At 48.0% G+C, this 21,697-nt stretch carries 26 protein-coding genes; 19 read left to right on the forward strand and 7 right to left on the reverse strand.

What is annotated here, in order from left to right; all coding sequences use genetic code 11:
* Positions 1 to 40: 40 nt before the first annotated feature.
* Entirely contained in the window at positions 41 to 2,002 is a 1,962-nt protein-coding gene (acs, locus tag NWE92_05755; protein MCW4029134.1) for an acetate--CoA ligase, read from the forward strand.
* A gap of 46 nt (positions 2,003 to 2,048) precedes the next feature.
* On the opposite strand, the gene NWE92_05760 is transcribed toward acs, so the two are convergent.
* Complete coding sequence (locus NWE92_05760; GenBank protein ID MCW4029135.1) at positions 2,049 to 2,417, reverse strand: hypothetical protein; 369 nt, start codon at positions 2,415 to 2,417, stop codon at positions 2,049 to 2,051.
* Positions 2,418 to 2,527: 110 nt separating this feature from the next.
* Positions 2,528 to 3,739 carry a hypothetical protein gene (locus NWE92_05765; protein MCW4029136.1) on the reverse strand — a complete coding sequence of 404 codons (1,212 nt, stop codon included), beginning with the start codon at positions 3,737 to 3,739 and terminating at the stop codon, positions 2,528 to 2,530.
* 164 nt (positions 3,740 to 3,903) lie between these two features.
* On the opposite strand from NWE92_05765, the gene NWE92_05770 reads away from it, so the two are divergent.
* Positions 3,904 to 4,302, forward strand: coding sequence for a hypothetical protein (locus NWE92_05770; protein ID MCW4029137.1), 399 nt, complete (start codon positions 3,904 to 3,906; stop codon positions 4,300 to 4,302).
* 31 nt (positions 4,303 to 4,333) lie between these two features.
* On the opposite strand, the gene NWE92_05775 is transcribed toward NWE92_05770, so the two are convergent.
* From NWE92_05775 to eif1A, 3 genes are all read right to left on the reverse strand, one after another.
* On the reverse strand, positions 4,334 to 4,906 hold the full coding sequence (locus tag NWE92_05775; protein MCW4029138.1) for a KH domain-containing protein: 573 nt from the start codon (positions 4,904 to 4,906) through the stop codon (positions 4,334 to 4,336).
* The gene (locus NWE92_05780) at positions 4,906 to 5,691 is read right to left on the reverse strand and encodes a serine protein kinase RIO (protein MCW4029139.1); all 786 of its coding nucleotides are present in this window, start codon (positions 5,689 to 5,691) and stop codon (positions 4,906 to 4,908) included. The genes NWE92_05775 and NWE92_05780 overlap by 1 nt, the downstream gene beginning before the upstream one ends.
* A 163-nt stretch (positions 5,692 to 5,854) precedes the next feature.
* Entirely contained in the window at positions 5,855 to 6,160 is a 306-nt protein-coding gene (gene eif1A / locus NWE92_05785; GenBank protein ID MCW4029140.1) for a translation initiation factor eIF-1A, read from the reverse strand.
* 152 nt (positions 6,161 to 6,312) lie between these two features.
* Here eif1A and NWE92_05790 point away from each other — a divergent pair, with 152 nt between their 5' ends.
* The 4 genes from NWE92_05790 (at position 6,313) to NWE92_05805 (ending at position 9,875) form a co-directional block, all read left to right on the forward strand.
* Positions 6,313 to 6,873 (forward strand): NTP transferase domain-containing protein, encoded by a 561-nt coding sequence (locus tag NWE92_05790; protein MCW4029141.1) that lies wholly within the window; start codon positions 6,313 to 6,315, stop codon positions 6,871 to 6,873.
* 101 nt (positions 6,874 to 6,974) lie between these two features.
* A complete protein-coding gene (locus tag NWE92_05795) occupies positions 6,975 to 7,526 on the forward strand; it encodes an inorganic diphosphatase (protein MCW4029142.1) in 552 nt (183 codons plus the stop codon).
* 81 nt (positions 7,527 to 7,607) lie between these two features.
* Positions 7,608 to 8,414, forward strand: coding sequence for an HD domain-containing protein (locus tag NWE92_05800; protein ID MCW4029143.1), 807 nt, complete (start codon positions 7,608 to 7,610; stop codon positions 8,412 to 8,414).
* Between the two features lie 75 nt (positions 8,415 to 8,489).
* On the forward strand, positions 8,490 to 9,875 hold the full coding sequence (locus NWE92_05805) for an aspartate ammonia-lyase (protein ID MCW4029144.1): 1,386 nt from the start codon (positions 8,490 to 8,492) through the stop codon (positions 9,873 to 9,875).
* Between the two features lie 41 nt (positions 9,876 to 9,916).
* Here NWE92_05805 and NWE92_05810 read toward each other — a convergent pair whose 3' ends face one another.
* Entirely contained in the window at positions 9,917 to 10,303 is a 387-nt protein-coding gene (locus NWE92_05810; GenBank protein ID MCW4029145.1) for a hypothetical protein, read from the reverse strand.
* Positions 10,304 to 10,590: 287 nt separating this feature from the next.
* Here NWE92_05810 and NWE92_05815 point away from each other — a divergent pair, with 287 nt between their 5' ends.
* Positions 10,591 to 11,208: a hypothetical protein gene (locus tag NWE92_05815; protein ID MCW4029146.1), complete on the forward strand. Its 618-nt coding sequence runs from the start codon at positions 10,591 to 10,593 to the stop codon at positions 11,206 to 11,208.
* Between the two features lie 32 nt (positions 11,209 to 11,240).
* On the opposite strand, the gene NWE92_05820 is transcribed toward NWE92_05815, so the two are convergent.
* The gene (locus NWE92_05820; GenBank protein ID MCW4029147.1) at positions 11,241 to 12,419 is read right to left on the reverse strand and encodes a CBS domain-containing protein; all 1,179 of its coding nucleotides are present in this window, start codon (positions 12,417 to 12,419) and stop codon (positions 11,241 to 11,243) included.
* A gap of 386 nt (positions 12,420 to 12,805) precedes the next feature.
* Here NWE92_05820 and NWE92_05825 point away from each other — a divergent pair, with 386 nt between their 5' ends.
* The 12 genes from NWE92_05825 (at position 12,806) to NWE92_05880 (ending at position 21,695) form a co-directional block, all read left to right on the forward strand.
* A complete protein-coding gene (locus NWE92_05825; protein ID MCW4029148.1) occupies positions 12,806 to 13,189 on the forward strand; it encodes a hypothetical protein in 384 nt (127 codons plus the stop codon).
* A gap of 13 nt (positions 13,190 to 13,202) precedes the next feature.
* Complete coding sequence (locus NWE92_05830) at positions 13,203 to 13,565, forward strand: winged helix-turn-helix domain-containing protein (protein MCW4029149.1); 363 nt, start codon at positions 13,203 to 13,205, stop codon at positions 13,563 to 13,565.
* Positions 13,549 to 14,046: a hypothetical protein gene (locus NWE92_05835; protein MCW4029150.1), complete on the forward strand. Its 498-nt coding sequence runs from the start codon at positions 13,549 to 13,551 to the stop codon at positions 14,044 to 14,046. The genes NWE92_05830 and NWE92_05835 overlap by 17 nt, the downstream gene beginning before the upstream one ends.
* The gene (locus NWE92_05840; GenBank protein ID MCW4029151.1) at positions 14,027 to 14,635 is read left to right on the forward strand and encodes a DUF1616 domain-containing protein; all 609 of its coding nucleotides are present in this window, start codon (positions 14,027 to 14,029) and stop codon (positions 14,633 to 14,635) included. Before NWE92_05835 ends, NWE92_05840 begins: the two co-directional genes overlap by 20 nt.
* Before the next feature lie 18 nt (positions 14,636 to 14,653).
* Positions 14,654 to 15,283 (forward strand): PIG-L family deacetylase, encoded by a 630-nt coding sequence (locus tag NWE92_05845; GenBank protein ID MCW4029152.1) that lies wholly within the window; start codon positions 14,654 to 14,656, stop codon positions 15,281 to 15,283.
* A complete protein-coding gene (locus NWE92_05850) occupies positions 15,283 to 15,966 on the forward strand; it encodes a WbqC family protein (protein ID MCW4029153.1) in 684 nt (227 codons plus the stop codon). The genes NWE92_05845 and NWE92_05850 overlap by 1 nt, the downstream gene beginning before the upstream one ends.
* Positions 15,960 to 17,111, forward strand: coding sequence for a DegT/DnrJ/EryC1/StrS family aminotransferase (locus NWE92_05855; GenBank protein MCW4029154.1), 1,152 nt, complete (start codon positions 15,960 to 15,962; stop codon positions 17,109 to 17,111). Before NWE92_05850 ends, NWE92_05855 begins: the two co-directional genes overlap by 7 nt.
* Before the next feature lie 17 nt (positions 17,112 to 17,128).
* Positions 17,129 to 17,734, forward strand: coding sequence for a class I SAM-dependent methyltransferase (locus NWE92_05860; GenBank protein MCW4029155.1), 606 nt, complete (start codon positions 17,129 to 17,131; stop codon positions 17,732 to 17,734).
* 10 nt (positions 17,735 to 17,744) lie between these two features.
* The gene (locus tag NWE92_05865; GenBank protein ID MCW4029156.1) at positions 17,745 to 18,878 is read left to right on the forward strand and encodes a DegT/DnrJ/EryC1/StrS family aminotransferase; all 1,134 of its coding nucleotides are present in this window, start codon (positions 17,745 to 17,747) and stop codon (positions 18,876 to 18,878) included.
* A 139-nt stretch (positions 18,879 to 19,017) separates the two neighbouring features.
* Positions 19,018 to 19,710: a glycosyltransferase family 2 protein gene (locus NWE92_05870; GenBank protein ID MCW4029157.1), complete on the forward strand. Its 693-nt coding sequence runs from the start codon at positions 19,018 to 19,020 to the stop codon at positions 19,708 to 19,710.
* A 63-nt stretch (positions 19,711 to 19,773) separates the two neighbouring features.
* Positions 19,774 to 20,775, forward strand: a complete 1,002-nt coding sequence (locus tag NWE92_05875; protein ID MCW4029158.1) for a Gfo/Idh/MocA family oxidoreductase — start codon at positions 19,774 to 19,776, stop codon at positions 20,773 to 20,775.
* Complete coding sequence (locus NWE92_05880; GenBank protein MCW4029159.1) at positions 20,772 to 21,695, forward strand: hypothetical protein; 924 nt, start codon at positions 20,772 to 20,774, stop codon at positions 21,693 to 21,695. Before NWE92_05875 ends, NWE92_05880 begins: the two co-directional genes overlap by 4 nt.
* Positions 21,696 to 21,697: the final 2 nt, after the last annotated feature.

Raw genomic sequence — 21,697 nt, forward strand, 5'->3', positions numbered from 1 at the left:
TCGTTGGGGCTTATGTGTCGGGTCAGTTAGGACTGAGAACATGTCAGAAGCTAGTCTACCTTTCAATGAGAAATATTCTCCAAGTATTGCAAAAGTTTCTTCTGGTGAACTCCGAAAGCAAGAATGGGAGAAATCCATTAACAACCTCGAGGCATATTGGTCAGAAAAAGCAAAAGCCATCGACTGGTTTAAAGCCCCAACCAAAATTTTGGACGCTTCAAACCCGCCATTTTTCAAATGGTTCGCAGACGGCCAACTAAACATAAGCTACAACACCCTTGACCGCCACGTAAAAAGCAACCGCAAAAACAAGCTCGCCTACATTTGGGAAGGCGAAATGGGCGAAGTAAAAACCTACACCTACTACCAACTCTACCGCGAAGTAAACAAACTCGCAAAGGCACTAAAAGACCTCGGACTACAAAAAGGCGACCGAGTCGCAGTGTTCCTACCAGTTATCCCCGAATTACCCATCAGTTTGCTTGCAACCGTACGCTTAGGCGGAGTACATGCAGTTGTATTTAGCGGCTTTAGCGCAGAAGCCCTAGCCGACCGAGTCAACGACTGTGGCGCAAAAATTCTCATAACAGCCGACGGCAGTTTCCGAAGAGGCAAACCCGTCGCCATCAAAGACACCGCCGACCGCGCTTTACCCAACATGCCTAACATCCAGAAAGTCATTGTGGTAAAACGCACAGGTCAACCCGTACAGATGCAAGAGGGACGCGATATATGGTACAGTGACGCACTCGCAGCAGCAGGCGCCAACGCATATGTTGAACCCGAAGTCATGAACGCCACCGACCCGCTCTTTATCCTCTACACCTCTGGCACCACCGGCAAACCCAAAGGAGTCCAACACGGTACAGGCGGCTATCTCGTCTGGGCTTATTGGACCCTGAAATGGGCTTTCAACCCCAATGACGAAGACGTCTACTGGTGCGTCGCCGACATCGGCTGGATTACTGGTCACACATACAACGTCTATGCACCCCTCAGCCACGGCATAACCGCTTTCCTCTTCGAAGGTACCCCAGACTACCCCGCACAAGACCGCTGGTGGAGCATGATCGAAAACCACGGCGTCACAATCCTCTATGGTACCCCAACCGCAGTCCGAATGTTCATGAAATTCGGCGAAGAATGGGTTCTCAAACACGACCTAAGCACACTACGCGAACTCGGCTCAGTCGGCGAAGCCATAAACCCCGAAGCATGGAAATGGTACTACCGTGTCATCGGCAAAGAACGCCTACCAATCATCGACACCTGGTGGCAAACAGAAACCGGCGGATTCATGATTTCCCCAACAGCAGGCATTGAAATGACACCACTTAAACCAGGCTCAGCCACACTACCCTTGCCAGGTGTTAACGCTGACATCGTCGACGAAAAAGGACAGTCAGTGCCGCAAGGAACCAAAGGCTACCTAGTGGTAAAGTCTCCTTGGCCAGGAATGCTGCAAACCATCTGGAAAGATCCCGACCGCTTTAAACAAACATACTTCGGCAAATGGCCAGGCATCTACTATGTCGGCGACTACGCAATACGTGACCCCGACGGATACTTCTGGCTACTTGGCAGAGCAGATGAGGTTCTAAAAGTAGCAGGACACAGAATCGGCACCGTAGAACTTGAAAGCGCACTCGTATCTCACCCAGCAGTCTCCGAAGCAGCAGTCATGGGCAAAGAAGACGCAGTTAAAGGCGAAGTCCCAGTAGCATTCGTCGTGCTACGCGGCGGATTCACCCCCTCAGATGAACTGCGAGCTGAACTAACAAAACACGTCAGAACCACAATTGGCCCCATCGCAACTCCAGAGGCCGTCATAATCGTCGCTAAACTACCCAAGACCCGCAGCGGCAAAATCATGCGCAGACTCCTCAAAGCAGTGCTCACAGGCGCACCCCTCGGTGACACATCTACCATCGAAGACGAAGGCAGCATCGAAGACATCAAAGCCACCTACAGCGACCTCCGCAAACAACTCGAGAAGAAGTAAACAACCCCTTCTCTTCTTTTCTTTTTTATTATCATCGAGATTTTAGTCAAGAAATCGGCTTGGATGAATCTTTTAATTTTCCAAAACCTATGGCAGCTTTAATTATTTTTTCTAGGGTCTCAAAGTCGCTGTGCTGCACCGTTATCTCTTGTGTGCTGATGTAGTTGCCCTTTTTTGCTTGTGTTACAAGTTTCTCGAGTTCGTCTTCTAGGATGTCTCGGGTTAGGATGGGTTTGCCGTTAAGTAGCCGCAGATTGCAGCCTGTGCAGTATTGGAAGGTGTATTCGAGTTTACGGTTTTTAGAGTTGCCCTCGCCAAAGTAGGTTCTGTCATTGGCTAGGCGGTTGAAGTTGACGTCGTCGTATTCGATGAAGGTGACTTGGGTTTTTTTGAAGTCATGTTTGTGGCTGCTCATCGGTTTTCCTTTTGCTTTATGGTTTTACGGTTCATTAGGGTTTGCATAATAAAAACAGTAATGCATGTTCACTTCTCCCTTGTTGGTTGCGAAACAGAATTCTGCAGCTATTACTTTGGTTTGAAGTGTTGTTTAGTTTTGCTAAATATTGCCAGCGCTGCGAAATTGGCGATAAGTGCTAGCAGGATTCCTAAGGGGTATTCTGGGGCGACAAATATGCTTGAAGTCAGGATAAGGCCAGTTGTTGTTTCTGCCTCTGAGGCGCCCACAATGTTGGTGCCGCTGTAGGTTGCTTTAAAGAAAACTAGGGTGTTCCCACATATGCCCAGACTATCGGGGCAGAAGTCTGCGTTTATTTTCCCATCATCATCCGTGTTCAGGTTTGCTAAAAGTTGCCAGTTCCCCGTTGAACCCACCTTATAATATACGCTAACTGACCTATCATGCAAGGGTGAATCGTCTAAGGTCAATTGAGCTACTATAGTGGCATGTTGCCAGTCTGAGCTTGCGGCGAAGCCTGTTGTAATTGTGCTTGGGCTGAAGTTAATTGATAATGAACTGGCGGGGGGCATCCACTGAGTGACGATAAGTCCAGTGGGTGTTTGAGCTTCTGAGCTGCCTACTATATTAGTGCCCGTATAGTTTGCTTTGAAATATACTACCGTGCCGCCTGCAACACCAACCATATCAGGATAAAAATTCCTGCTGATGAAACCATTAGAATCAGTTAGCTCACTGAAAAAAAGCTGCCAATCAGCTGAATCAACTTTATAATACAACTTAACAGTCCTGCTGTATAAGGGGTCGCCATTTAAGGTTAGGTGAGCAGTTACTGTGGCATATTCCCTATCACTGGATTTCACAGCGCCAGCCGCAATAGTATCTGGACTAAAGTTTACAGTTAATGCGCTAGCAGGAGGTAACCACTGCGTTAGAATTAGTCCATCGGCTGTTTCAGCGTTTGAAGCGCCATAACTAGAACTTCCAATAAAAACTGCTTTAAAGTATACTGTTGTGCCTGCTGGGATACCGTACTTGTCGGGGTAGAAGGTTTTGCTGATTCTACCCTGTGAATCAGTGGTGTCACCGTAAAAAGCTGTCCAGCTTCCAGATAAGTCCACTTTATAATAGAGCAGTATTGTTTCGCCGTTTATGGATGCGCCGTTGCTGGTTAGTTGGGCTGTTACCGTTGCATATTGCATATCACTTTCTCTAACAGCGCCAGCGGCAATGCTGTCTGGGCTAAAGTCCACCGTCAAAGAAGTTGCAGTGCTTGAAAAAGATGGACTCACAAAAAATGATGCAAAAAGTAATGCAGACAAGATAATCAAACCATAGACAATGCTGTGGCGACTTTTTATCTGATGCCCTCTCCTAGATGACTCGTCAGTATGGCAAGTGATTGGATTTTCTTTATAACTCTTTACATATCGTATTTAGGTTGAAACGTTTCACGGCACATTTTTATCGTTTTTATTTTTTTTACATGACTAAAAATGATGGTTACCGAGATGTTAGAACCCGCATAATACACTCCTCAAATGAGTGGGGCAGATGTTGCTGGGCGAAACAATTAAGGACAAGACAGCAAGAGTATAAGCGGGCACCTGACATGCGGATTCAGTCTTGGCTTAGCAACGTTGGACTGTACATGTTCCTATTCGGAGGCGGCTTCTTCTTGTTTAGCATGTTGGCGTGGCGCGGTTTTTATCTGGTTGACCGCAACAGCCTGATTCCGTGGATGCGGCTCCAATCCGAGGCGACGTTGGCTTCGATTTATTGGTGGAACTATGTTGTGCTGACGCTTACAGTCGTGAGTTTAGTTATTGGCCTTGTAGGTTTTGTCGCATATGTTTTTGCGGAGCCAAAACCTCAAGAAAATTAGATAAAAGCTGATTTTAAAAAATGGTGAAGGATTATCCGGGTGGTTTTTCCCAAAGCTGCATTTTCTCTTTCTTGAGCTCCGTACGTTTGCGCTGCAGATACTTGTAGACGGTGTGATGCTCACAGCCCTCAATGATCATTTGTACGGCGTTGCGTGCGGCGTCAGCTTGCTCGAAGCCACCGATGATTCCGACTGTGTGACCATAGACGACGACGTCGGCTTCGGTTAGTTCTTCAATTAGCTTTCGCGTTTTGCCTTCAGTGCCGATTATGCGTCCTTTAATGCGTTTGATGTCTGATTCGGAGCGGCCAAAGATGAGACGCAAATCGATTAAGTCGTAGATGTCGTCTTCGTTACGGATGAGGCGAAATGCCGTGTCAGGTGGGAACCCTCTTCCGATCGCTGTTGCGACGTCTTTGGCTTTGAGCAATATGGAGGGGTCTTTGGCTCCTTCGAGGAGGGTGATTGTTACGCTGCCTTCTGTTTCCACAACCAGCTTTACTTTGAGTTGTTCTTCGATGTATTGTTTGGTTTTGCCGTCGGGTCCAATCAGTATGCCGACGCGTTCTTTAGGTATACGAACAAAGGTGTCAAGACCAGCCATTACTTTCTAACAACCATGCTATGCAAATCTTCAACTGGAACTACATTAACATTTAGGCGACTAAAGTATCTATTGAGATTAGCCAAATCCCGTCGCAGCAACATGTCCGCCATAGGATGCTGAACAGAAACTGACTGGGAAACATCAAACACTACGGGGCGTCCCTTCCACATCATAATGTTATATTCACTAAGGTCGCCATGCACAATCTTAGCTTTCTGATAGAGACGCTTAACATACGTACAAAGAAGCTTGTAGACGCGTTCGGGGTTAGCGGGAGGCTGCTCTTTTAGCGACGGGGCACTCACGCCGTCTTTCCCAATAAACTCCATAAGGACAACGTTGCTTTTGACTGCAATGGGTTTTGGAACAGGCACTTTAGCTTCAGAGGCTTCTTTGAGGTTTCGAAATTCCTTCTGCGCCCAAACCGCCATCAGCGAGCGCGTATCATGTTTGACGTCTTTAAAGCGGGGGTCGCCTTCGATGTATTTGTGCATGCCTTTCTTGAATTCAGCCGAGGATGTTAAGTAAATTTTTACCGCTAAATCTTTACCTTCTTTGTTTTTGCCCCAATACACTTTGGCTTCTTTTCCGCTACTAACTGCGCCGTTGACTTCGTAGAGTATGCCGCTGTTGAGCATGTCAAAGACGATTAGGCGGGTGGTTTGGTCAAAAACCTCTTCGACAGTGGCGCGTTCGTTGGATTTGTCGTGGATGAGCATTTTGTCGCGGCGTTCCACGGTGCGTTCACGGTGGGCGATGCGTTCTCGAGCTTTATGAGACATAACAGTCACCCATGCTATACAGCGTCAAGTATTTAAAAACACACAACTACTGTCAGGTTTAGTAGGCTATAGTACAATCTTGCGAAAGTCCATGGCTTTTCATACTTTATATAAAGGAGAGAGATCGGTTTGAGAGGTACTGCTTACTGACCTAAAAAGGGGTTTAGAGGGTTAAAAGTCCCTTTCTGCGTAGGTTATCCGCTTGAGCGTGGGTGTACCGCCAGGTGACGTCTCCGCGGGTATCGGTTTGGAATTCCCATGGGGAAATGATAACTATGTCGCCTTCGCGTATCCAGACGCGGCGTTTCATTTTGCCTCTGATGCGGCAGAGTCGTTCTGCGCCGTCTTGGCATTTAACCATGATGCGGTCGAATCCGAGTAGTTTGGTGACTACGCCAAGCACTTCGCCTTGGCCTGGATAGACCATTTCGCTAATTGCGCCTTCGCTTAACACTTTTTTCTTTCCCAAAGGTATGCCTCAGTTAATCGGACAGGATTATGAACAATAGTTTTTTCTCACTTAAAAGCATGTTCATGGCTCTGTACAGATTCACCAGAAAAACAGATCTCACGCAACAACCTAAATACGCATTAAACACATGATAAGTCAACGGTGACACGATGATTGTAGGCGCAGTGGTTTTAGCCTCAGAAAAACAAAAAAGCACCGCAAAAAACGGGGCACTCCAGCAACTCAGCGGCAAAACCGTCATCGAAAAAGTCCTCGACACACTCGAAACCGCACAAATAACCCCGCAGGTGGCTGTTTTAGGCACCGACCTCGAAGAAGTCATCGAAGCAATTCGGCCTAAACTGGGCAAAGTAAAAATCGCGCTCAACCTCGCACCCACACGTGGAAACACGCCATCCTTCCAAACGGGTCTTATCGTCATCTCCAATGTCGAAGCCGCCTTTATGGTGTTAGGCGACCAACCACTCGACCCCGCAGTTTTGAAGGCACTCACTGAGGCTTTAGAGGGCAACAAGGAGGCTCTGATTGCTCAACCCATCAAAGAAGGCAAAGTGGGATATCCGCTGCTTTTCCGTCAACCATTATTCGCCCAAATCTTGGGGTTACTAAGCACCCAAACCATACAAGACGTAGTCAACGCCCACAAGGACCATTTGGTCAAGGTTGACGCGTCGCGGTGGACAATACAGTACACTGACGAGAACTCCTAAGCGGCTTGCATTGGCTAAATAGTTCGAGTAGAAAACGCAATCTACATAGAGAACCCTTAAATCCGCGGTGAGGGTTGCCTTCTAAAAAGGTTGATTCCCCGATGAATTTTTGGAGAGACATTCCTGCAGGCGATAACCCCCCTGACCTCTTAAACATGGTCATAGAAGTTGCTAGCGGTTCACGCGACAAATACGAGTATGCACTCCACTGGGAAGCATTCGTCCTTGACCGCATCATCCCCTCCTCGGTAGTGTTCCCCGTCGAATATGGGTTTGTGCCCCAAACATGGTACGACGACCATGACCCCCTCGACATCATGGTTCTTAGCTACTCACACCTCACAATGGGCTGCATCGTCAAAGTCCGCGTCATAGGCGCCCTAATCATTGAAGACGAGGAAGGCTTAGACGCCAAACTCCTCTCCGTACTGGTAAACGATGCGCGATTCGAAGGTTACCACGACATAACCGATGTGCATAAGCATCGACTGGTGGAGATTCAGGAGTTCTTTGAAACATACAAGCGACTTGAACCGCACAAATGGGTTAAAATCCGCGCTTGGAAAAACGCCAAGGAAGCCCAAGAAATCGTCAAATACGCCATGAAACGCTACCAAGAATTAGCAGAGAAGCCGCCATCAGACCACAAGTGACCCTTGCGCTTGTGGCTTTTGGGCGGTGGGCTGCTGTAGCTTTAAATCCACACATTCAATTATTGCTTAGAGGCCGATAGAGTGTCCTACACATTTAACATCCCCTACCGAAACAACGCTAAACTAAAAGCAGTAATGGAACGCATAAAAGAAGACAAGAAACTGCAGACCTATTGGCGATGCAGCAACGTTATGGCAATTGAACGCATGGGCTTCACCGACCATGGCCCCACACATGTCAAAATCGTCGCCAATCTCGCCCTCAAACTACTCCGCACGCTGGTCGAGAAGAAACTCATCACGCCAAGCATTGTAGAAAACTATGGCATGAGCATTGATGACGCTGAGGTGGTGGTTGTTTTAGGCTCGATATTTCATGATTTAGGCATGATTGTGCAGCGCCGCAACCATGAACAATACAGCGCCAATCTCGCGTTGGGCTTTCTCAACAAGCATTTGCCGCCCACCTACAGCGATGAAGAAGTCGCCATAATCACCTCAGAGGTGCTTCACTCCATCGTTACCCATGAGCAGCCGCCCAGCAATGAACCCGTAAACCGCATCTTAACCAAAGAAGCCGGCATCGTAGGCATCGCCGACGCCTTGGACATGGAGGCTGGACGCGCCCGCATACCCTTCCAAGCAGGCAAAATCGACATCCACGCCGTCTCCGCGCTCTCCATCGAGAAAGTAGAGGTTGAAGTAGTGGAAGGTGGCCAGAAACCGATTAACATCAAAATTAAAATGTCCAACTCCGCAGGCGTGTTCCAAATTGATGAGCTTCTCAAACCGCGTATTGTTAATTCGGGGTTGGAGCAGTTTTTCCATGTTATCGCGGAGATTACGGGTGAAAAAGAGAATCGTATCATAGAAAAATTCGAAATCTAACCGCCAAAACGTTTGGGGAACCAAAAAACAAATTATATCCCTACAGCAACCATAGAGCAGCAGGAGACTTAGCTCTTGGAGACTCGAAGAGAAATTGATCCTTTAGGCGAACGTCAAATCCCCCAATCAGCCTACTACGGCATCCAGACGCTTAGGGCAACAGAGAATTTCCCCGTAAGCGGCATCAAAGAACCCGCCGTATTCATCAAAGCCTACGTGTTCATCAAAAAAGCCGCAGCCACCGCAAACATGGAGGTGGGCTGGCTTAAACCTGAACTTGCCCAAGCCATAATCGCCGCCTGCAACGAAGTCCTCCAAGACAAATTCCTTGACCAGTTCGTTGTGGACGTTTATCAAGCTGGCGCAGGTACATCTTTTAACATGAACGTTAACGAAGTCCTCGCCAACCGAGCACTCGAACTCCTCGGCAAAGCCAAGGGCGACTACAAAAGCCTCGGTCCCAATGACCACGTTAACATGGCACAATCCACCAACGACACCTTCCCAACCGCACTGCACGTTTCGGTTTTGATGGCGTTGCAGCCTTTGTTGGTGGCGCTTGACGATTTAGCCGCTGCCTTTGAGGAGTTGGGGAAGAAGAATGCTCATGTGCTTAAGTCTGGTCGGACGCATCTGCAGGATGCGGTGCCTGTGACGGTTGGGCAAGAGTTTAGCGCATATGGCTCCGCAGTTGCTCATGCTGCTGCTGAGTTGCGTCGTCGCCAAGAAAACCTCTACATGGTCGCGTTAGGGGGCACTGCAACTGGCACGGGCGCTAACAGTCACCCTGACTACAAACGCCTCGCAATCGCGGAGCTCGCCAAACTCACGGGGTTCCCGCTTAAACCTGCCGCTAACAATTTTGAGGCGCTCCAGAGTCACCGTCCCGCCCAGACGGTTTCAAGTGGTCTCAAAGAGTTGGCGCTTGAGCTTATCCGCATTGCCAATGACCTGCGGCTTCTCGCATCGGGGCCTACCACGGGTTTCAACGAAATCGTTTTGCCTCCTGTGCAGCCTGGCTCCTCGATTATGCCTGGCAAAGTTAACCCTGTAATGGCGGAGTGCCTTGACATGGTTGCTTACCAAGTGGTCGGCAACGACACAGCTGTTTCGTTGGCGGTGCAGGCTGGGCAGATGGACCTCAACGTCATGACCCCCGCAGTCGCCTACAATATGCTTAGTAGCATCCAAATCCTCACTAACTATTTGCCTGTGTTTACGGAAAAATGCGTCCGCGGAATTACCGTCAATGAAGACTGCTGTGAATGTTACCTTGAAAAGAACCCATCGCTGGCGACGTTGTTGGCGCCTAAAATTGGCTATTTGGAGGCGGCTAAGGTTGCTAAGCAGGCGCAGGCAGAGAAACGCACAGTCAAAGAAGTAGCACTGGAGCGAAAGTTGTTGTCTAAAGAGGAGTTGGATGAGATTTTTAGCCGAAAAAACCTCCTCAACGAACGATAACCTTTAGGCCAAACAATGCAGTGAACCCCGCGAACCTGTGCTTAGGTGACAGCGTCTTGGGGGTTGTTAATTGTTGTCGTTGGCTCTTCTTTTGGGGTTGAGGTCTGTTTTTTTATTATAAACGCTAAACCCCCGAATAGTCCCGCCGCGGTCGCTGCTGAGGTTACGCCGATGACCATCCATGCTTGCCACGGGGGAAGAAAAGTTTCAAGGTACCGCAGAAAGCCAATCAGAAAAAACAGAGAAGCGGCTGCGGTTGTTGTAATCGCGATAGATAAGAGCACGGTACTTACGATGCTTATGACGAGTAATTTTTTTAGGCGTTGTTTGAAGGCGGCTTCTTGCTTTTTTGTGTACTCTTTGATGGCTGCCTTTACTTCGTCAAAGAATTGAGTGATTAAATCTTTAAGGGGGGTAGATTTTGACAAAAAACCGCTTCTCTAGGGGGTTACCCATAGATGGGTAAAGACATGGGGGATTTATAGGTGTGTGACTGCCAAACGCCAGCCACACCCGAAATCCAAACAACTGATTTTTGGGGTTTTTGTGGTTGTATTTTTGAGGTAGCAACATTTTATGAGTCAGCTTACGGTTCTCTCTTTTAGGTTTATGCAACCGTTGCCACAGGCGTGTAGCGGTTGGGTGGGTTTTTATGGGGTTTTCGGATTATTTTGGGCGGTTTTGGTTTGCTGCGGAACCAATTTTTGGGGTTGTTATGACGCTTGTTTTCCTCGGGATTCTAAACAACGATGCCATCTACACTTATCCAGAACTTCTAGACAAGGTAGTGAACGCAGTTATTTTGTCTGCGATTTCTTGTTGTATCGCTTGGGGGGTAGTTGATGGCATTTTTTATGCTTGGGAACAGCATTCTCTGGTCTCCAGAAAGAACCTCATTACCAGCTATACCAAAAATGACGCATTAAAGAGCGAGGGGTTAGAGATGATAGCGGAGGATTTAGAAGATGGTTATGTCTCGATTCTGGATGATACTGAGAAGTCAAGCGTAGGGGCTATGGTTTTTAAGCGTATGGCGGATTATGCGAAAAAAGAGCGGGTGCCTGTTAAGGATGATTTGGCGACGATTTTTCTTGATATGGGGTTAAATCTTGGGGCTTGCCTGATAATTCTGCTTCCGCTGATATTGCTGCGTAATGTTGTGGCGGTTTATGACTTGGTCAATGTTTCCTTCATAACCGCGATTGTTTTGATGTTTATCATCGGAGTTTGGGTAGAAACCCGCAAGAGTTGGCGATTTAAAATCCGAAAAGGCGGCTTATATGCCATGTTAGGTTTCCTTATAACCCTGCTAACTTGGTTCTTAGGCGGCTAAAAATCAATAAAAAAGGAAAAAGAAGAAGAAAGCTATTGTTCCTCTTCAGGAAGCCCCATTTTACGCAGATAATCGCGACCGTACTTGGGGTTACTTATCAGCTCCTTACTCCGCAACAGACGCCGTTCAAGACGGTCTAAGGCAACTTTGAATGTGGGTTCAACGCCCCAGCCTTCACCTGTTGCGAAGAAGCTCCCTCGAGCGGTACGGAATTGGAGGCGGCAATGTACCATAGGCGTATCTCTCAAGTTGGTTCCACGGTGGCTCTTAATATAGACAAAAAGCGAGCCTGTTTGGAAGGTTTCTTGGAAGCGGTTGGTAAAGCTGTCGAACTCCGTCATCATGTACTGTTGTTGGTCGGGGGAGACTTCGACGTCTTTGACGCCGAATTGTATGGTGAAGCGACGTTCGGGGGTTTCAAGTTGGCTGATGGATTCAAGGAAGTCAAGTTTAGTGACGATGCCAACGAGGCGTTCTTCATCTGTGACACATAGACAGCTAATGTCATGGTTATGCATGGAGACTTCGGCTTCTCGGAGCAGAGTTTGCGGCGAAGCGGTGATGACAGGACTGCTCATGATTCCTTTAGCGGGGACGCCTAAGGTTTCGATGTGTTCGCCTGCAACATCTTGGTTGCCCATGCGTCTCTGAGGGAAGTAGAGGTTCTGAAGGATATCTTGGAGGCTAATCAGACCCGCAAGTTTACCTTTCTCGATGATTGGCACGTGAGAGATGCCGAATTCCCGCATTAGGCTTAAGACTGCGCCGACGCTGCGGTTAGCTTCCAGTGTGTGAGGGGCACGAGTCATGATGGATTCAAGTTTGTTGCTGCCCCAGCCAGCGCCCACTACCGAGTGGATTACGCTTTCATCAGTGACAAACCCCACGAGGCGGCCTCTCTCGATGACGGGAAGCTGGCGAACGCCGCTGCCAATCATCAACTTAGCGATGCGACCCAACGAATCCGTTGGTGCAACTTCGGGGGCGACCGTCATGAGGCTGCGGACTTTGGTGCGGCTCAAGTCAAGTCGACTCCTCAACACAGAGCGCCGGCTGACCATGCCGAGGTAGTGGTCTTTGTCATCGAGCACCGCAATCACAGGCGGAAGACCCTTTTTGAAGCCTTCCAGACACCGCGAAGCGGAGTCGTTTTCATAAACGGTGTTGAATTGTTGGGCGTAAATATCTTTAGCAGTCGCTGACATTGCCATAAAATATCACAGCAGACTCTATAGCTGACGAAGAATTTAAAGGTTCAAAAACCCCCTGCAGAGGAAAAGTAATGCTTATTAGACCTGCATCGCTAACTGTTTTGTAGCTTTTAAGCCAAAAAACCGCCAAAGCAGCCGTTGTCTATCACAAATCCAGCCTTGTTCTATGTTAAACAAACAAAAAATCAACGCATTTTAGTCGAAAAATACAGAAAACCGCTGAAGCGTAATAAATAAAACTAGAACAATTTTTCCTTGCTCTTTAAATAAGCCAGCCTACACTGTCCTATTGTTTGAGGTTTTAGCCTCAGCATCTGTTTTAATCGGTTTTTTAACATAAAAAAACGTTTGCTATCCGCTTCTACCACGGAGGGATTGTTTTATCTGTGGCGCTAAATCAGAAAGAACTTGTTGAAGAATTAAGAGGGGAATGGAAAAAGCTTTGGCGGGAACGTGTTGACGATAAAGTCCGCGCGGAAGGCATCGCCATCGACAACTACTGGAGCCTCTACATCGATAAGGGCACAGTTATTCATGCCACCCGCGACTTTAAAGCACTCAACTTCAAAGATATCCTTCGACAGCACGAAATAGAGAACGCGGAACGCTACATCCCCCCTGACCCGCATGTGGGCGGATGGACCAAATTCGTAAAAGACAACATCACCCACCCAGCCCAGAAACGCCGAAGACGCGAAGGCTACACGTTTTCAGTTAAAGTAAAGCAGCAGAAGAAAAAAAGTGGCCGCGGCTGGCTGCACATCAATTAATTTGGGGATTTTGATGGGAACTTATAGGGACCGTTTAGACATCATCGCTGACATTTTAAACGTAGCTAGCAGGGAAGCTAAAAAAACCCAGATCATGTATCAGGCGAACCTAAGCTACAAGGTGTTACAGCGGTACTTAGCCGAGATTGTGGAGGCTTCGCTGGTGGAATACAAAAAACACAATCAACGCTACTTCTTAACGTTTAAAGGGCAACAGTACCTCGACGCCTACAAAGACTATGCCCGGTACAGTAAAACCATCGAGAAACGCCTAAACGACTTCTCAACCAAACGCAAAAACCTCGAGACACTCTGCCCCTCAAAACCCTACGCCCTCCTTTCAACGGAAAACACCTTCCATGACCTGGAGAGCTAACATGCACAAAACAAGACTTCTAGCAGCATTGGTCATCTTGTTTTTTGCGGTCTCACAGATAAGTCCACTTGTAGCCGCAAGCGAAGGCAGCGCACAATCCGCCATAAACTCCGCAAAAGCCACGCTTAGAACCTGCTACGAGGCAACGCAACAATTAGAAGACTCGGGCGCCAACGTTGAAGCCTTAACCCAAACCCTAAACGACGCCGCAGCCTTGTTGTCTAAAGCGGAATTAGCGTATGCCGCAGAAAGTTACGATGACGCCGCCAACTTCGCCACACAAAGCAGAACCCAGCTTAACGGTTTTGAAGCAGAAGTCAACACACAAGCGGAAGCAACCCAGCAAGCTAACACTCAGGGCGTGTTGGTTATGTTGGTTTCTTTGGTGTCTTCGGTGGCGCTTTTGGGTGCTGGTTTTGCAATTTGGATAAGTTTAGGTAAAAAACAAAGGAGCCCTCCCCATGGCATTACAGCAGTATAGGGGCGTGTTGCTTATCATCATGGTAGTTGCAGCGTTGCTTGTTGCGTCGCCCACTATCGAAAGGGTGGTTGTGGCTCCGCAGACCGACTATTTCACGGAGATATGGCTGCTTGGACCCTACCACAACGCCACCTACCCCTACAACGTAACCGTCGACACAACCTACCACTACTACGTGAACGTGGCGAACCATCTGGACGCCTGTGGCTATTACACGCTGGAAATGAAGTTCCGTAACCAATCTCAATCTGGACCTGACAGCTTCAACCAAACCGCCAGCGAATTACCCGCCTTGGGTAGCATCACCTTTTTTGTTGCTGACGGAGAAACCTTGGAGATGCCGCTGGACATATCTTTTCATTACGAGATGAAACCCCACACCATAAACCGCTTAATAGTTCAAACCATCACCCTAAACAACGAAACCATACCTGTGGAGTCGACAACACTTTCTTTAGACACTATTAGGTGGGGTTTTTACGGCAACCTGTTTTTTGAGTTGTACCTCTATAACGGGACCACAGGCAGCATGACGTATAATCAGCGTTACGTGAGTTTGTGGCTCAAGATGGAGACACCCTCATTCTAATAATTTGGAGGTTTCATTTTGGTTCTTAGATCAAACACCATTTTAGCGGTCGGCGCCCACCCAGACGACATAGAATTAGGATGCGGCGGAACCATCCGTACAGCATCAAAAATGGGCAAACGCGTCATAGCCGTTTTCATGTCCAAAGGCGAACAGAGCGGCAACCCCGAAGTCCGCCCCAAAGAAAGCATCGAAGCCTTAGCCCTGCTGGGGGTTAACGAGGTTTATTTCGGCGATTTTCCCGACACCGAAATTCCATGCTCACGCCAAGCCATAGACTTCTTAGAAGCCTTCTACATCGCCAATAAACCCGAAACCATCCTAACCCACACCATCAACGACATCCATCAAGACCACAGGCAAGTCGGCTGGGTGTCGATGTCTGCGTTTAGGAATGCACCACAGCTTTTAGCCTACGAGACGCCCAGGGTTACTTCGATGTTTGCACCCACCTATTTTATTGACATAACAAACAGCGTTAGCGACAAGTGGAAAGCGCTTAAATGCCATTTTTCGCAGAAAACTAAACGATACATTACTTATGAGTCGATGGTGAATTTGGCTTCGTTTAGGGGGAGCCAGGTTAGTTTGCCTGCGGCTGAAGCATTTGAAGTTGTACGTTATGTGGAAAGGTTGAATTCTCCATAGTGGCGACGGAATCAATGATTGTTGCGGGGCACCAGCCGAATTATCTGCCGTGGCTGGGCTTCTTTGATAAGTTGCGACGCTGCGACGTATTTATCATAGAGGATAACGTGCAGTATGAGCATCAGGGCTTCACCAACCGCAACCGCATAATGACCGTCGACGGAGTAAGATGGCTCACTGTCCCCGTAGAACACGCCAAATGGCCCATACGCATTAACGAAGTTCGAATCGCCAACAGAGCCGAACCAAAATGGAACAGTCGACACTGGTTAACCCTCAAACACGGCTACTGCAAAGCACCCCACTGGAATGACTACGCAGACTTTTTTGAGGAAACCTACATGCAAGAATGGACTTACCTTATCGACCTCAACATGCATGTCATTCGAGGCATAATGCACTTTTTAGGCATCGACACACCGCTTGTTTTAAGCTCCAAGTTGGGTGCAAAGGGCAAAAAAAGCGAACTAATTATTGCACAGTGCAAAAAAATCGGTGCAGACACTCAGCTTGCCGGCAGAGGCGGCAAAGTCTACATTAACGATGAACGTTTCCGCCAGGAGGGGATTAACTTGATTTTTCAAGAATTCAAGCATCCAATCTACACTCAGGCTCATGACGGATTCGTATCTAATCTTTCAGCTGTGGATTACTTGTTTTGTGTAGGCGGAAAACCATGGTAACACCAATTGAGGTTTCAAAAATGACGATTTCAGCATCTTCCCCCGCATTCTCACCTGAGAGCCTCAACCAAATCCTAACGGACCTACGAGGCGTGCTGGAAAGCGGCAGATTAACTGATGGTCCCCATGTGTTAGAGTTTGAGGAAAAATTCGCAAAATACAACGGCTCCAAATACGCCATCGCAGTAAGCTGCTGCACCGCTGCTCTTGAGATTTCCATGCGTCACTTCGGACTAAACGATCGAAAAGTGATTGTGCCTACCAACACTTTTGTTGCCACCGCAAACGCCGTTGTATTCGCGGGCGGCAAACCTGTCTTCTCGGATATGAATCCAGACACGTTAGGTGCAGACGTGGAAGACATTAAACGCAAAGTCACCGGGGACACAGCAGGCGTTATCGTTGTGCATCTTTCAGGCTTAGTTTGCCCCCAAATTGAGGAGCTCAAAGAGTTCTGCCACGATAAGGGCATGTTTCTTATTGAAGACTGCGCCCACGCACATGGCGCCCTAAAAGGTACCCAGAAGGCGGGGTCGTTTGGGGACAGTGGCTGCTTCTCGTTTTATCCCACCAAAGTGATGACTTCCTGCGAGGGCGGCATGATAACAACTGACAACGAAGAACTTGCCCAAACAGCGCGTTGCCTGCGAACGTATGGGCAGGATAAGAATCGGTTGATGGTAAAGCTTGGGTATAATTGGCGGCTAAACGAGATGGCTGCAGTTGTGGGGAAACATCAATTGGAGCGTCTCGATGAGTTGGTGAATAGACGCAACCAAATCGCAGAGTGGTATGCCAACTCCTTAAGTGAGGTTGAAGGCGTATCAGTTTTTAGGGTGCCGCAGGGTTTTCGTCATAGCTACTACAAGTTTGTGGTGAAGTTGGCTGACGGTATTGACCGCATTAAACTGGGCGAAATCCTCAAGGAAAAATTCAGTGTGGAAACTGGTCACATTTACTATCCTCCTTGTCATCTCCAACCCTACTATAAAGAAAACTGGGGCACTAAAGAAGGCGATTTACCCGCCTCAGAACGCGTTTTGCCCCAAGTGATGTCTTTACCGATGCATTATGGCATAACTAAAGAAAACGTAGCCTACATCCGCCACGCCTTAGACGCCTCAATCAAACAGCTGAAATCATAGACATGACGTGTTTGAGAATGCCCAGCAAAAATCAATACAAAGCTCCCGCTGAGCGTTTTCCTATACGAAAATCCGAGTTGGACCGCTTCAAATATGGTAAACAAAAACTCGGCGAAATCATTGCCAATCATGATGGTGAGGCGTTGTGTCTGGATGTGGCTTGCGGCGCAAAACCTTTCCCTAAAGCAAATGTGCTCTGTGACCTCAACGTGAAGCCTGTGCCTGACCGCAGCATGAAGGGGCTTGTAACGGATGGGAAACCATTTGTTATGTGTAGCTGTTTAGCGTTGCCTTTTCGGGACGGCGCCTTCGAGTTCGTTACAAGTTATTATTTGCTTGAGCATTTAGAGGAGCCGACAAGGCTTTTTTTGGAGCTAAAAAGGGTGGCTAAGCATGGATATCTGCAGTGCCCTTCATGGTTTAATGAATTGCTCTATGGCGAAGATGTTCACTACTGGACCGTTAGCAAACATGGCAACACCCTCTACCTTAGGCCGCTAAGAAAGCGGCGACTTCAGTTCGGATTCATTTTTCACCGCCTATACCTTAACCCAACATGGCAGGTTATCCACGCCATACTTGATGAAACGCTGCATCTTTTCACCGTAAGATACACCTTTTAGGCTGAGGACTATGAGCAAACCCCTTATTCGGTCATCAAAACCCTGTTTTCCACCAGAAGACATAGCACCCATTCTAGCAGACTTCAAAGAAGTCCTCGAAGAAGGACAATTCCGCAACGGCAAAAACGTAGCCATATTCGAAAACATGGCCGCCCAATACCTGGGCGTTGGAAGTGCAATAGCGTTTGATTCAGACTCCAGCGCATACGAAACCGCCCTACGATACTTCGGCGTAGGCACTGGCGACGTGGTGGTTTGCACTAACAGCTTCATCTCAGTACCTAACAGTGTCGTAGCAGTCGGCGCCAAACCCGTCTTTGCAGATATCCGCGCTGAAACCCTTTCCATGAACCCTAGTAGCCTCAAAGAAAACCTCACCTGCAAAACCCGCGGCGTCATCCTAACACACATCGCAGGCTTCCCAAACCCTGACTTAAATAAAATTATGGAAATCTGCCGCGAACATGGGCTGTTCTTAATTGAAGATGCCACACATTCCCTCGGTGCCACTGTAAACGGCAAAAAGGTAGGTACCTTTGGCGATGCAGGCGTATTCTCCTTTACCCCCACTAAGGTGCTAACTACGGGGGAAGGCGGCATGATGGTTACCAACAACACTGAGCTCGGAGCGTTTGCACGGCAATACCGTTTCTATGGTTCAGGCTCGGGTAAAACCAACTTTGTAGACGTAGGTCGCCACATGGTGTTACATGAACTCTCAGGCGTACTAGGAATTCATCAACTAAGGCGGCTTGAAGAATTCATCCAGAGACGCAACCAGATCGCTCAAACATACAACAAAGCATTTAGCAAACTCAACAGGGTTTCCATAGTAAAATGTGGAAGAGGCTGCAGATGCAGCTACTACAAGTACCCGCTCATTCTTGGCGAGGCTCTCAACAAGGCAACGCTTGTACGGCGACTCTGGGAAGACTACGGCATTGAATCTGGAAACATTTTCTATCCTCCCTGTCACATGCAACCAGTATACCAAAAGCACGGCGCCGTCTCCTATGGCAGTTTGGCGGCTGCGGAAAAAACGCTTGCCCAAACAGTTGCTTTGCCCATGCATGTGGGTTTAAGCGACAATCAGGTTGACTACGTTGTGGATGCAGTTTCTGCGTTAGTTGTGGGGGCAAGTTAACAGTTTTCTGTGTAGACGATTAGCAGAAGAGTATAGAACATCCATGTTTTTTTCGGGATGTTTCATCCTTACCTCTTTAAAAGTTTGTTTCCCCGAGTAAATCTTAACCCGACTTTCGGCTTTTTGGAGACTTTTTCTAATGACTGAAATACACTCAAGCATCTCTGTGATAATAGCTACGCTAAATGAAGAAGCAGGGATTGGGCCAACCATCGATGAAATGCAGCGGGTCCTAAACAACCCTTACCTGATGGTTGTTGACGGGAAAAGCGTTGACCGAACAATCGAGATAGCCAAAAACATGGGTGCCGACGTGTTACTCCAAGAAGGCAAAGGCAAAGGCGACGCCTTGTTTCAAGGGTTTAGGCTACTGCAAACCAAAGTGCCCTACGTAGTATTCACCGATGCAGACTACACCTACCCCGCAGGCTACATCCCTCAAATGCTTGAGATCCTCGAACAGGACCCCGAAGTTGGTATGGTCATAGGCAACCGCTTCAAAGGCAAATACAACCTCTCCAAATCCATAACCAACCCCTTCTACGTCGGAAACCGACTCCTCGCGTTCGCTCAATACATGATGAACGGCGTAAAACTCGAAGACCCCCTCTCAGGTTTACGAGTTGTAAGAAGCGAAATCCTCAACAACTGGAAACCGAAAAGCAAGGGCTTTGACGTGGAGGCAGAGATGAATTCGCTTGTTGAACGTCGAGGCTACCGAATCGCTGAGGTCCCCATTGATTACAGAGACCGACTGGGCGAAAAGAAGCTTAAACTAAGGCACGGTTTAGGCATCATGAAGCGGATTATGGCAGAAAGCTTCACAATCTAATTTTTTAACCAAAATCAATGCACTGTTTGGCTACGGTTGAGTCTAATTTTGGAGTTAACGTTTATGGAACCTAAAGAGTGGACGCTAAAAATCGGCGTTGTAGGCTTAGGCAAAATGGGTATCATGCACGCCTGTCTGCTAAACACTTTTCCCAACGTGAAGGTCACGGCGCTTTGCGATAAAAGCCGTCTCATCCGAACCATAGCAAAACACACCATCCACAAGGTAACCGTCACCGATGACATAGACCAACTTTCGGGGCTTGGGCTCGACGCAATCTACGTGTTAACGCCCATACCAACCCATTACCCGATCATCAGAGAAATCTGCACTAAAAAACTCGCCGAAAACGTATTTGTCGAAAAAACTCTCACCTCCAACTACAAGCACTCGCTCGAATTATGCCGATTAGCCCAGGAGCATTTGGGCGTAAATATGGTCGGCTATATGAAACGCTTCTCGGTAACTTTCAACCAAGCCAAAACAATCCTAGACCATCATGTTCTTGGGGATTTGCTCTCTTTTAGCGGCTATGCCTTCTCCTCAGATTTCGCTGATGTGCCCGAGGGTTCAAACATATCTAAAGCCCGAGGTGGCGCCTTGGATGATTTGGGTTCGCATGTAGTGGATTTAGCTTCTTGGTTTTTTGGGGATTTAGTGGTTGATTTTGCGCAGGTAAACTCACGAATCGCCCAGGATTCCGAAGATGACGTTAGCTTTGGCGTGTCGGGGTCGGATAATTTGCAGGGGATTTTTGAGGTGTCCTGGCGTAAAAGCGGTTACCGAATGCCCGAGTTCGGCCTCTCAATTCATGGAACCAAGGGCACCCTGAAAGTCAACGATGATGAAGTCCAACTGGAATTAAACGGGGAATCACCCAAAACGTGGTATCGGCACGATTTAGACGATAACGTGGGGTACCTGCTTGGAGGACCTGAATATTACCGTGAAAACAAACATTTCATTGACTCCATAGCTATGGGTCACCCTGCACGCGCCAGTTTTGAAAGCACCCTAAACGTCGATTTCTTAATTGAACAGGTACGGAGACAAAGCAGCAAATGACCCCAAAAACGCTAAACCTCCTAGTCGGGGACAACCCCTTCCATGGAATCAGCCACCTCTCCCAGACCAGAGCACGCCTCCGCAGCGCCGAACAACAGCAAGAAAACACTCAGCAAGCAGCCCACCTTGTAGAGCTCTGCTTAGCAAACGGCGCAGACGGCTTCATGTTCTCCGTTGACGAAGCCACCTTAGCAATCCTCAAAAACTTAAATATCAACCCCAAAACCCCTCGTTGTGCCCTTTACGCTCTGATTCCCTACGCCTATGAGTATGTACGGAAGTCGACGCAGACAGGTGGCGTGGCGGGTTTAGCAAAGAATCTCGCCAAAGAACTGTTGCGTTCAAACAAAAGAGACGTAGCAGTTAACATGGGCGGCATTTTAGGCCTCAACCCCTCGGCGTTGCTGAAAACCTATGCGGCTTATGAGTTGTCTAGGCTAAAAGCAGTCGTCAACGGGAATGTTTTCTTGAAGTCTTTGATGCTGCAGGAGTTGGTGACAGATATGGCTTTAGCGCTAGACATGGAAGCGCTCTTTAAAGCCTACATAAAATTCGTTGAAGACCGCGGGTTGCGGGCAGGATTTGAAACACGAAATTTCCCCTACCTTGTGAACAAGTTTAGAGAATGGAGCATAGATTTGGACAAGTTAACGTTAACTGCTTCTTTTAACAAAGTCGGCTTTCAAATGTGCCCTTCAAAGCGGGAATGCGAAGAAGCCCTAAACCGTGTTGGCAACGCTGAAGTTATCGCCATGAGTGTCCTCGCAGCGGGGTACCTTAAACCCTCCGAAGCCATCAGTTACGTGGCAGGTTTGGAGGGCGTAAGCGGCGTAGTCTTGGGTGTCTCTAAGGAGTCCCATGCAACTGAAACATTTCGAATTTTCCGGGAAGGTCACCCTTTCCCCAACGCTTATGCCTGAGC

It is taken from the genome of Candidatus Bathyarchaeota archaeon, from assembly GCA_026014745.1.
Taxonomy (GTDB): domain Archaea; phylum Thermoproteota; class Bathyarchaeia; order Bathyarchaeales; family Bathycorpusculaceae; genus Bathycorpusculum.

What these genes read in the sequence shown, in the direction of transcription:
- acs (MCW4029134.1), top strand. Translation starts at nt 41, where the DNA reads ATGTCAGAAGCTAGTCTACCTTTCAATGAGAAATATTCTCCAAGTATT.
- NWE92_05760 (MCW4029135.1), bottom strand. Translation starts at nt 2,417, where the DNA reads ATGAGCAGCCACAAACATGACTTCAAAAAAACCCAAGTCACCTTCATC.
- NWE92_05770 (MCW4029137.1), top strand. Translation starts at nt 3,904, where the DNA reads ATGACTAAAAATGATGGTTACCGAGATGTTAGAACCCGCATAATACAC.
- NWE92_05775 (MCW4029138.1), bottom strand. Translation starts at nt 4,906, where the DNA reads ATGGCTGGTCTTGACACCTTTGTTCGTATACCTAAAGAACGCGTCGGC.
- NWE92_05780 (MCW4029139.1), bottom strand. Translation starts at nt 5,691, where the DNA reads ATGTCTCATAAAGCTCGAGAACGCATCGCCCACCGTGAACGCACCGTG.
- NWE92_05790 (MCW4029141.1), top strand. Translation starts at nt 6,313, where the DNA reads ATGATTGTAGGCGCAGTGGTTTTAGCCTCAGAAAAACAAAAAAGCACC.
- NWE92_05795 (MCW4029142.1), top strand. Translation starts at nt 6,975, where the DNA reads ATGAATTTTTGGAGAGACATTCCTGCAGGCGATAACCCCCCTGACCTC.
- NWE92_05815 (MCW4029146.1), top strand. Translation starts at nt 10,591, where the DNA reads ATGACGCTTGTTTTCCTCGGGATTCTAAACAACGATGCCATCTACACT.
- NWE92_05820 (MCW4029147.1), bottom strand. Translation starts at nt 12,419, where the DNA reads ATGGCAATGTCAGCGACTGCTAAAGATATTTACGCCCAACAATTCAAC.
- NWE92_05830 (MCW4029149.1), top strand. Translation starts at nt 13,203, where the DNA reads ATGGGAACTTATAGGGACCGTTTAGACATCATCGCTGACATTTTAAAC.
- NWE92_05835 (MCW4029150.1), top strand. Translation starts at nt 13,549, where the DNA reads ATGACCTGGAGAGCTAACATGCACAAAACAAGACTTCTAGCAGCATTG.
- NWE92_05840 (MCW4029151.1), top strand. Translation starts at nt 14,027, where the DNA reads ATGGCATTACAGCAGTATAGGGGCGTGTTGCTTATCATCATGGTAGTT.
- NWE92_05855 (MCW4029154.1), top strand. Translation starts at nt 15,960, where the DNA reads ATGGTAACACCAATTGAGGTTTCAAAAATGACGATTTCAGCATCTTCC.
- NWE92_05860 (MCW4029155.1), top strand. Translation starts at nt 17,129, where the DNA reads ATGCCCAGCAAAAATCAATACAAAGCTCCCGCTGAGCGTTTTCCTATA.
- NWE92_05865 (MCW4029156.1), top strand. Translation starts at nt 17,745, where the DNA reads ATGAGCAAACCCCTTATTCGGTCATCAAAACCCTGTTTTCCACCAGAA.
- NWE92_05870 (MCW4029157.1), top strand. Translation starts at nt 19,018, where the DNA reads ATGACTGAAATACACTCAAGCATCTCTGTGATAATAGCTACGCTAAAT.
- NWE92_05875 (MCW4029158.1), top strand. Translation starts at nt 19,774, where the DNA reads ATGGAACCTAAAGAGTGGACGCTAAAAATCGGCGTTGTAGGCTTAGGC.
- NWE92_05880 (MCW4029159.1), top strand. Translation starts at nt 20,772, where the DNA reads ATGACCCCAAAAACGCTAAACCTCCTAGTCGGGGACAACCCCTTCCAT.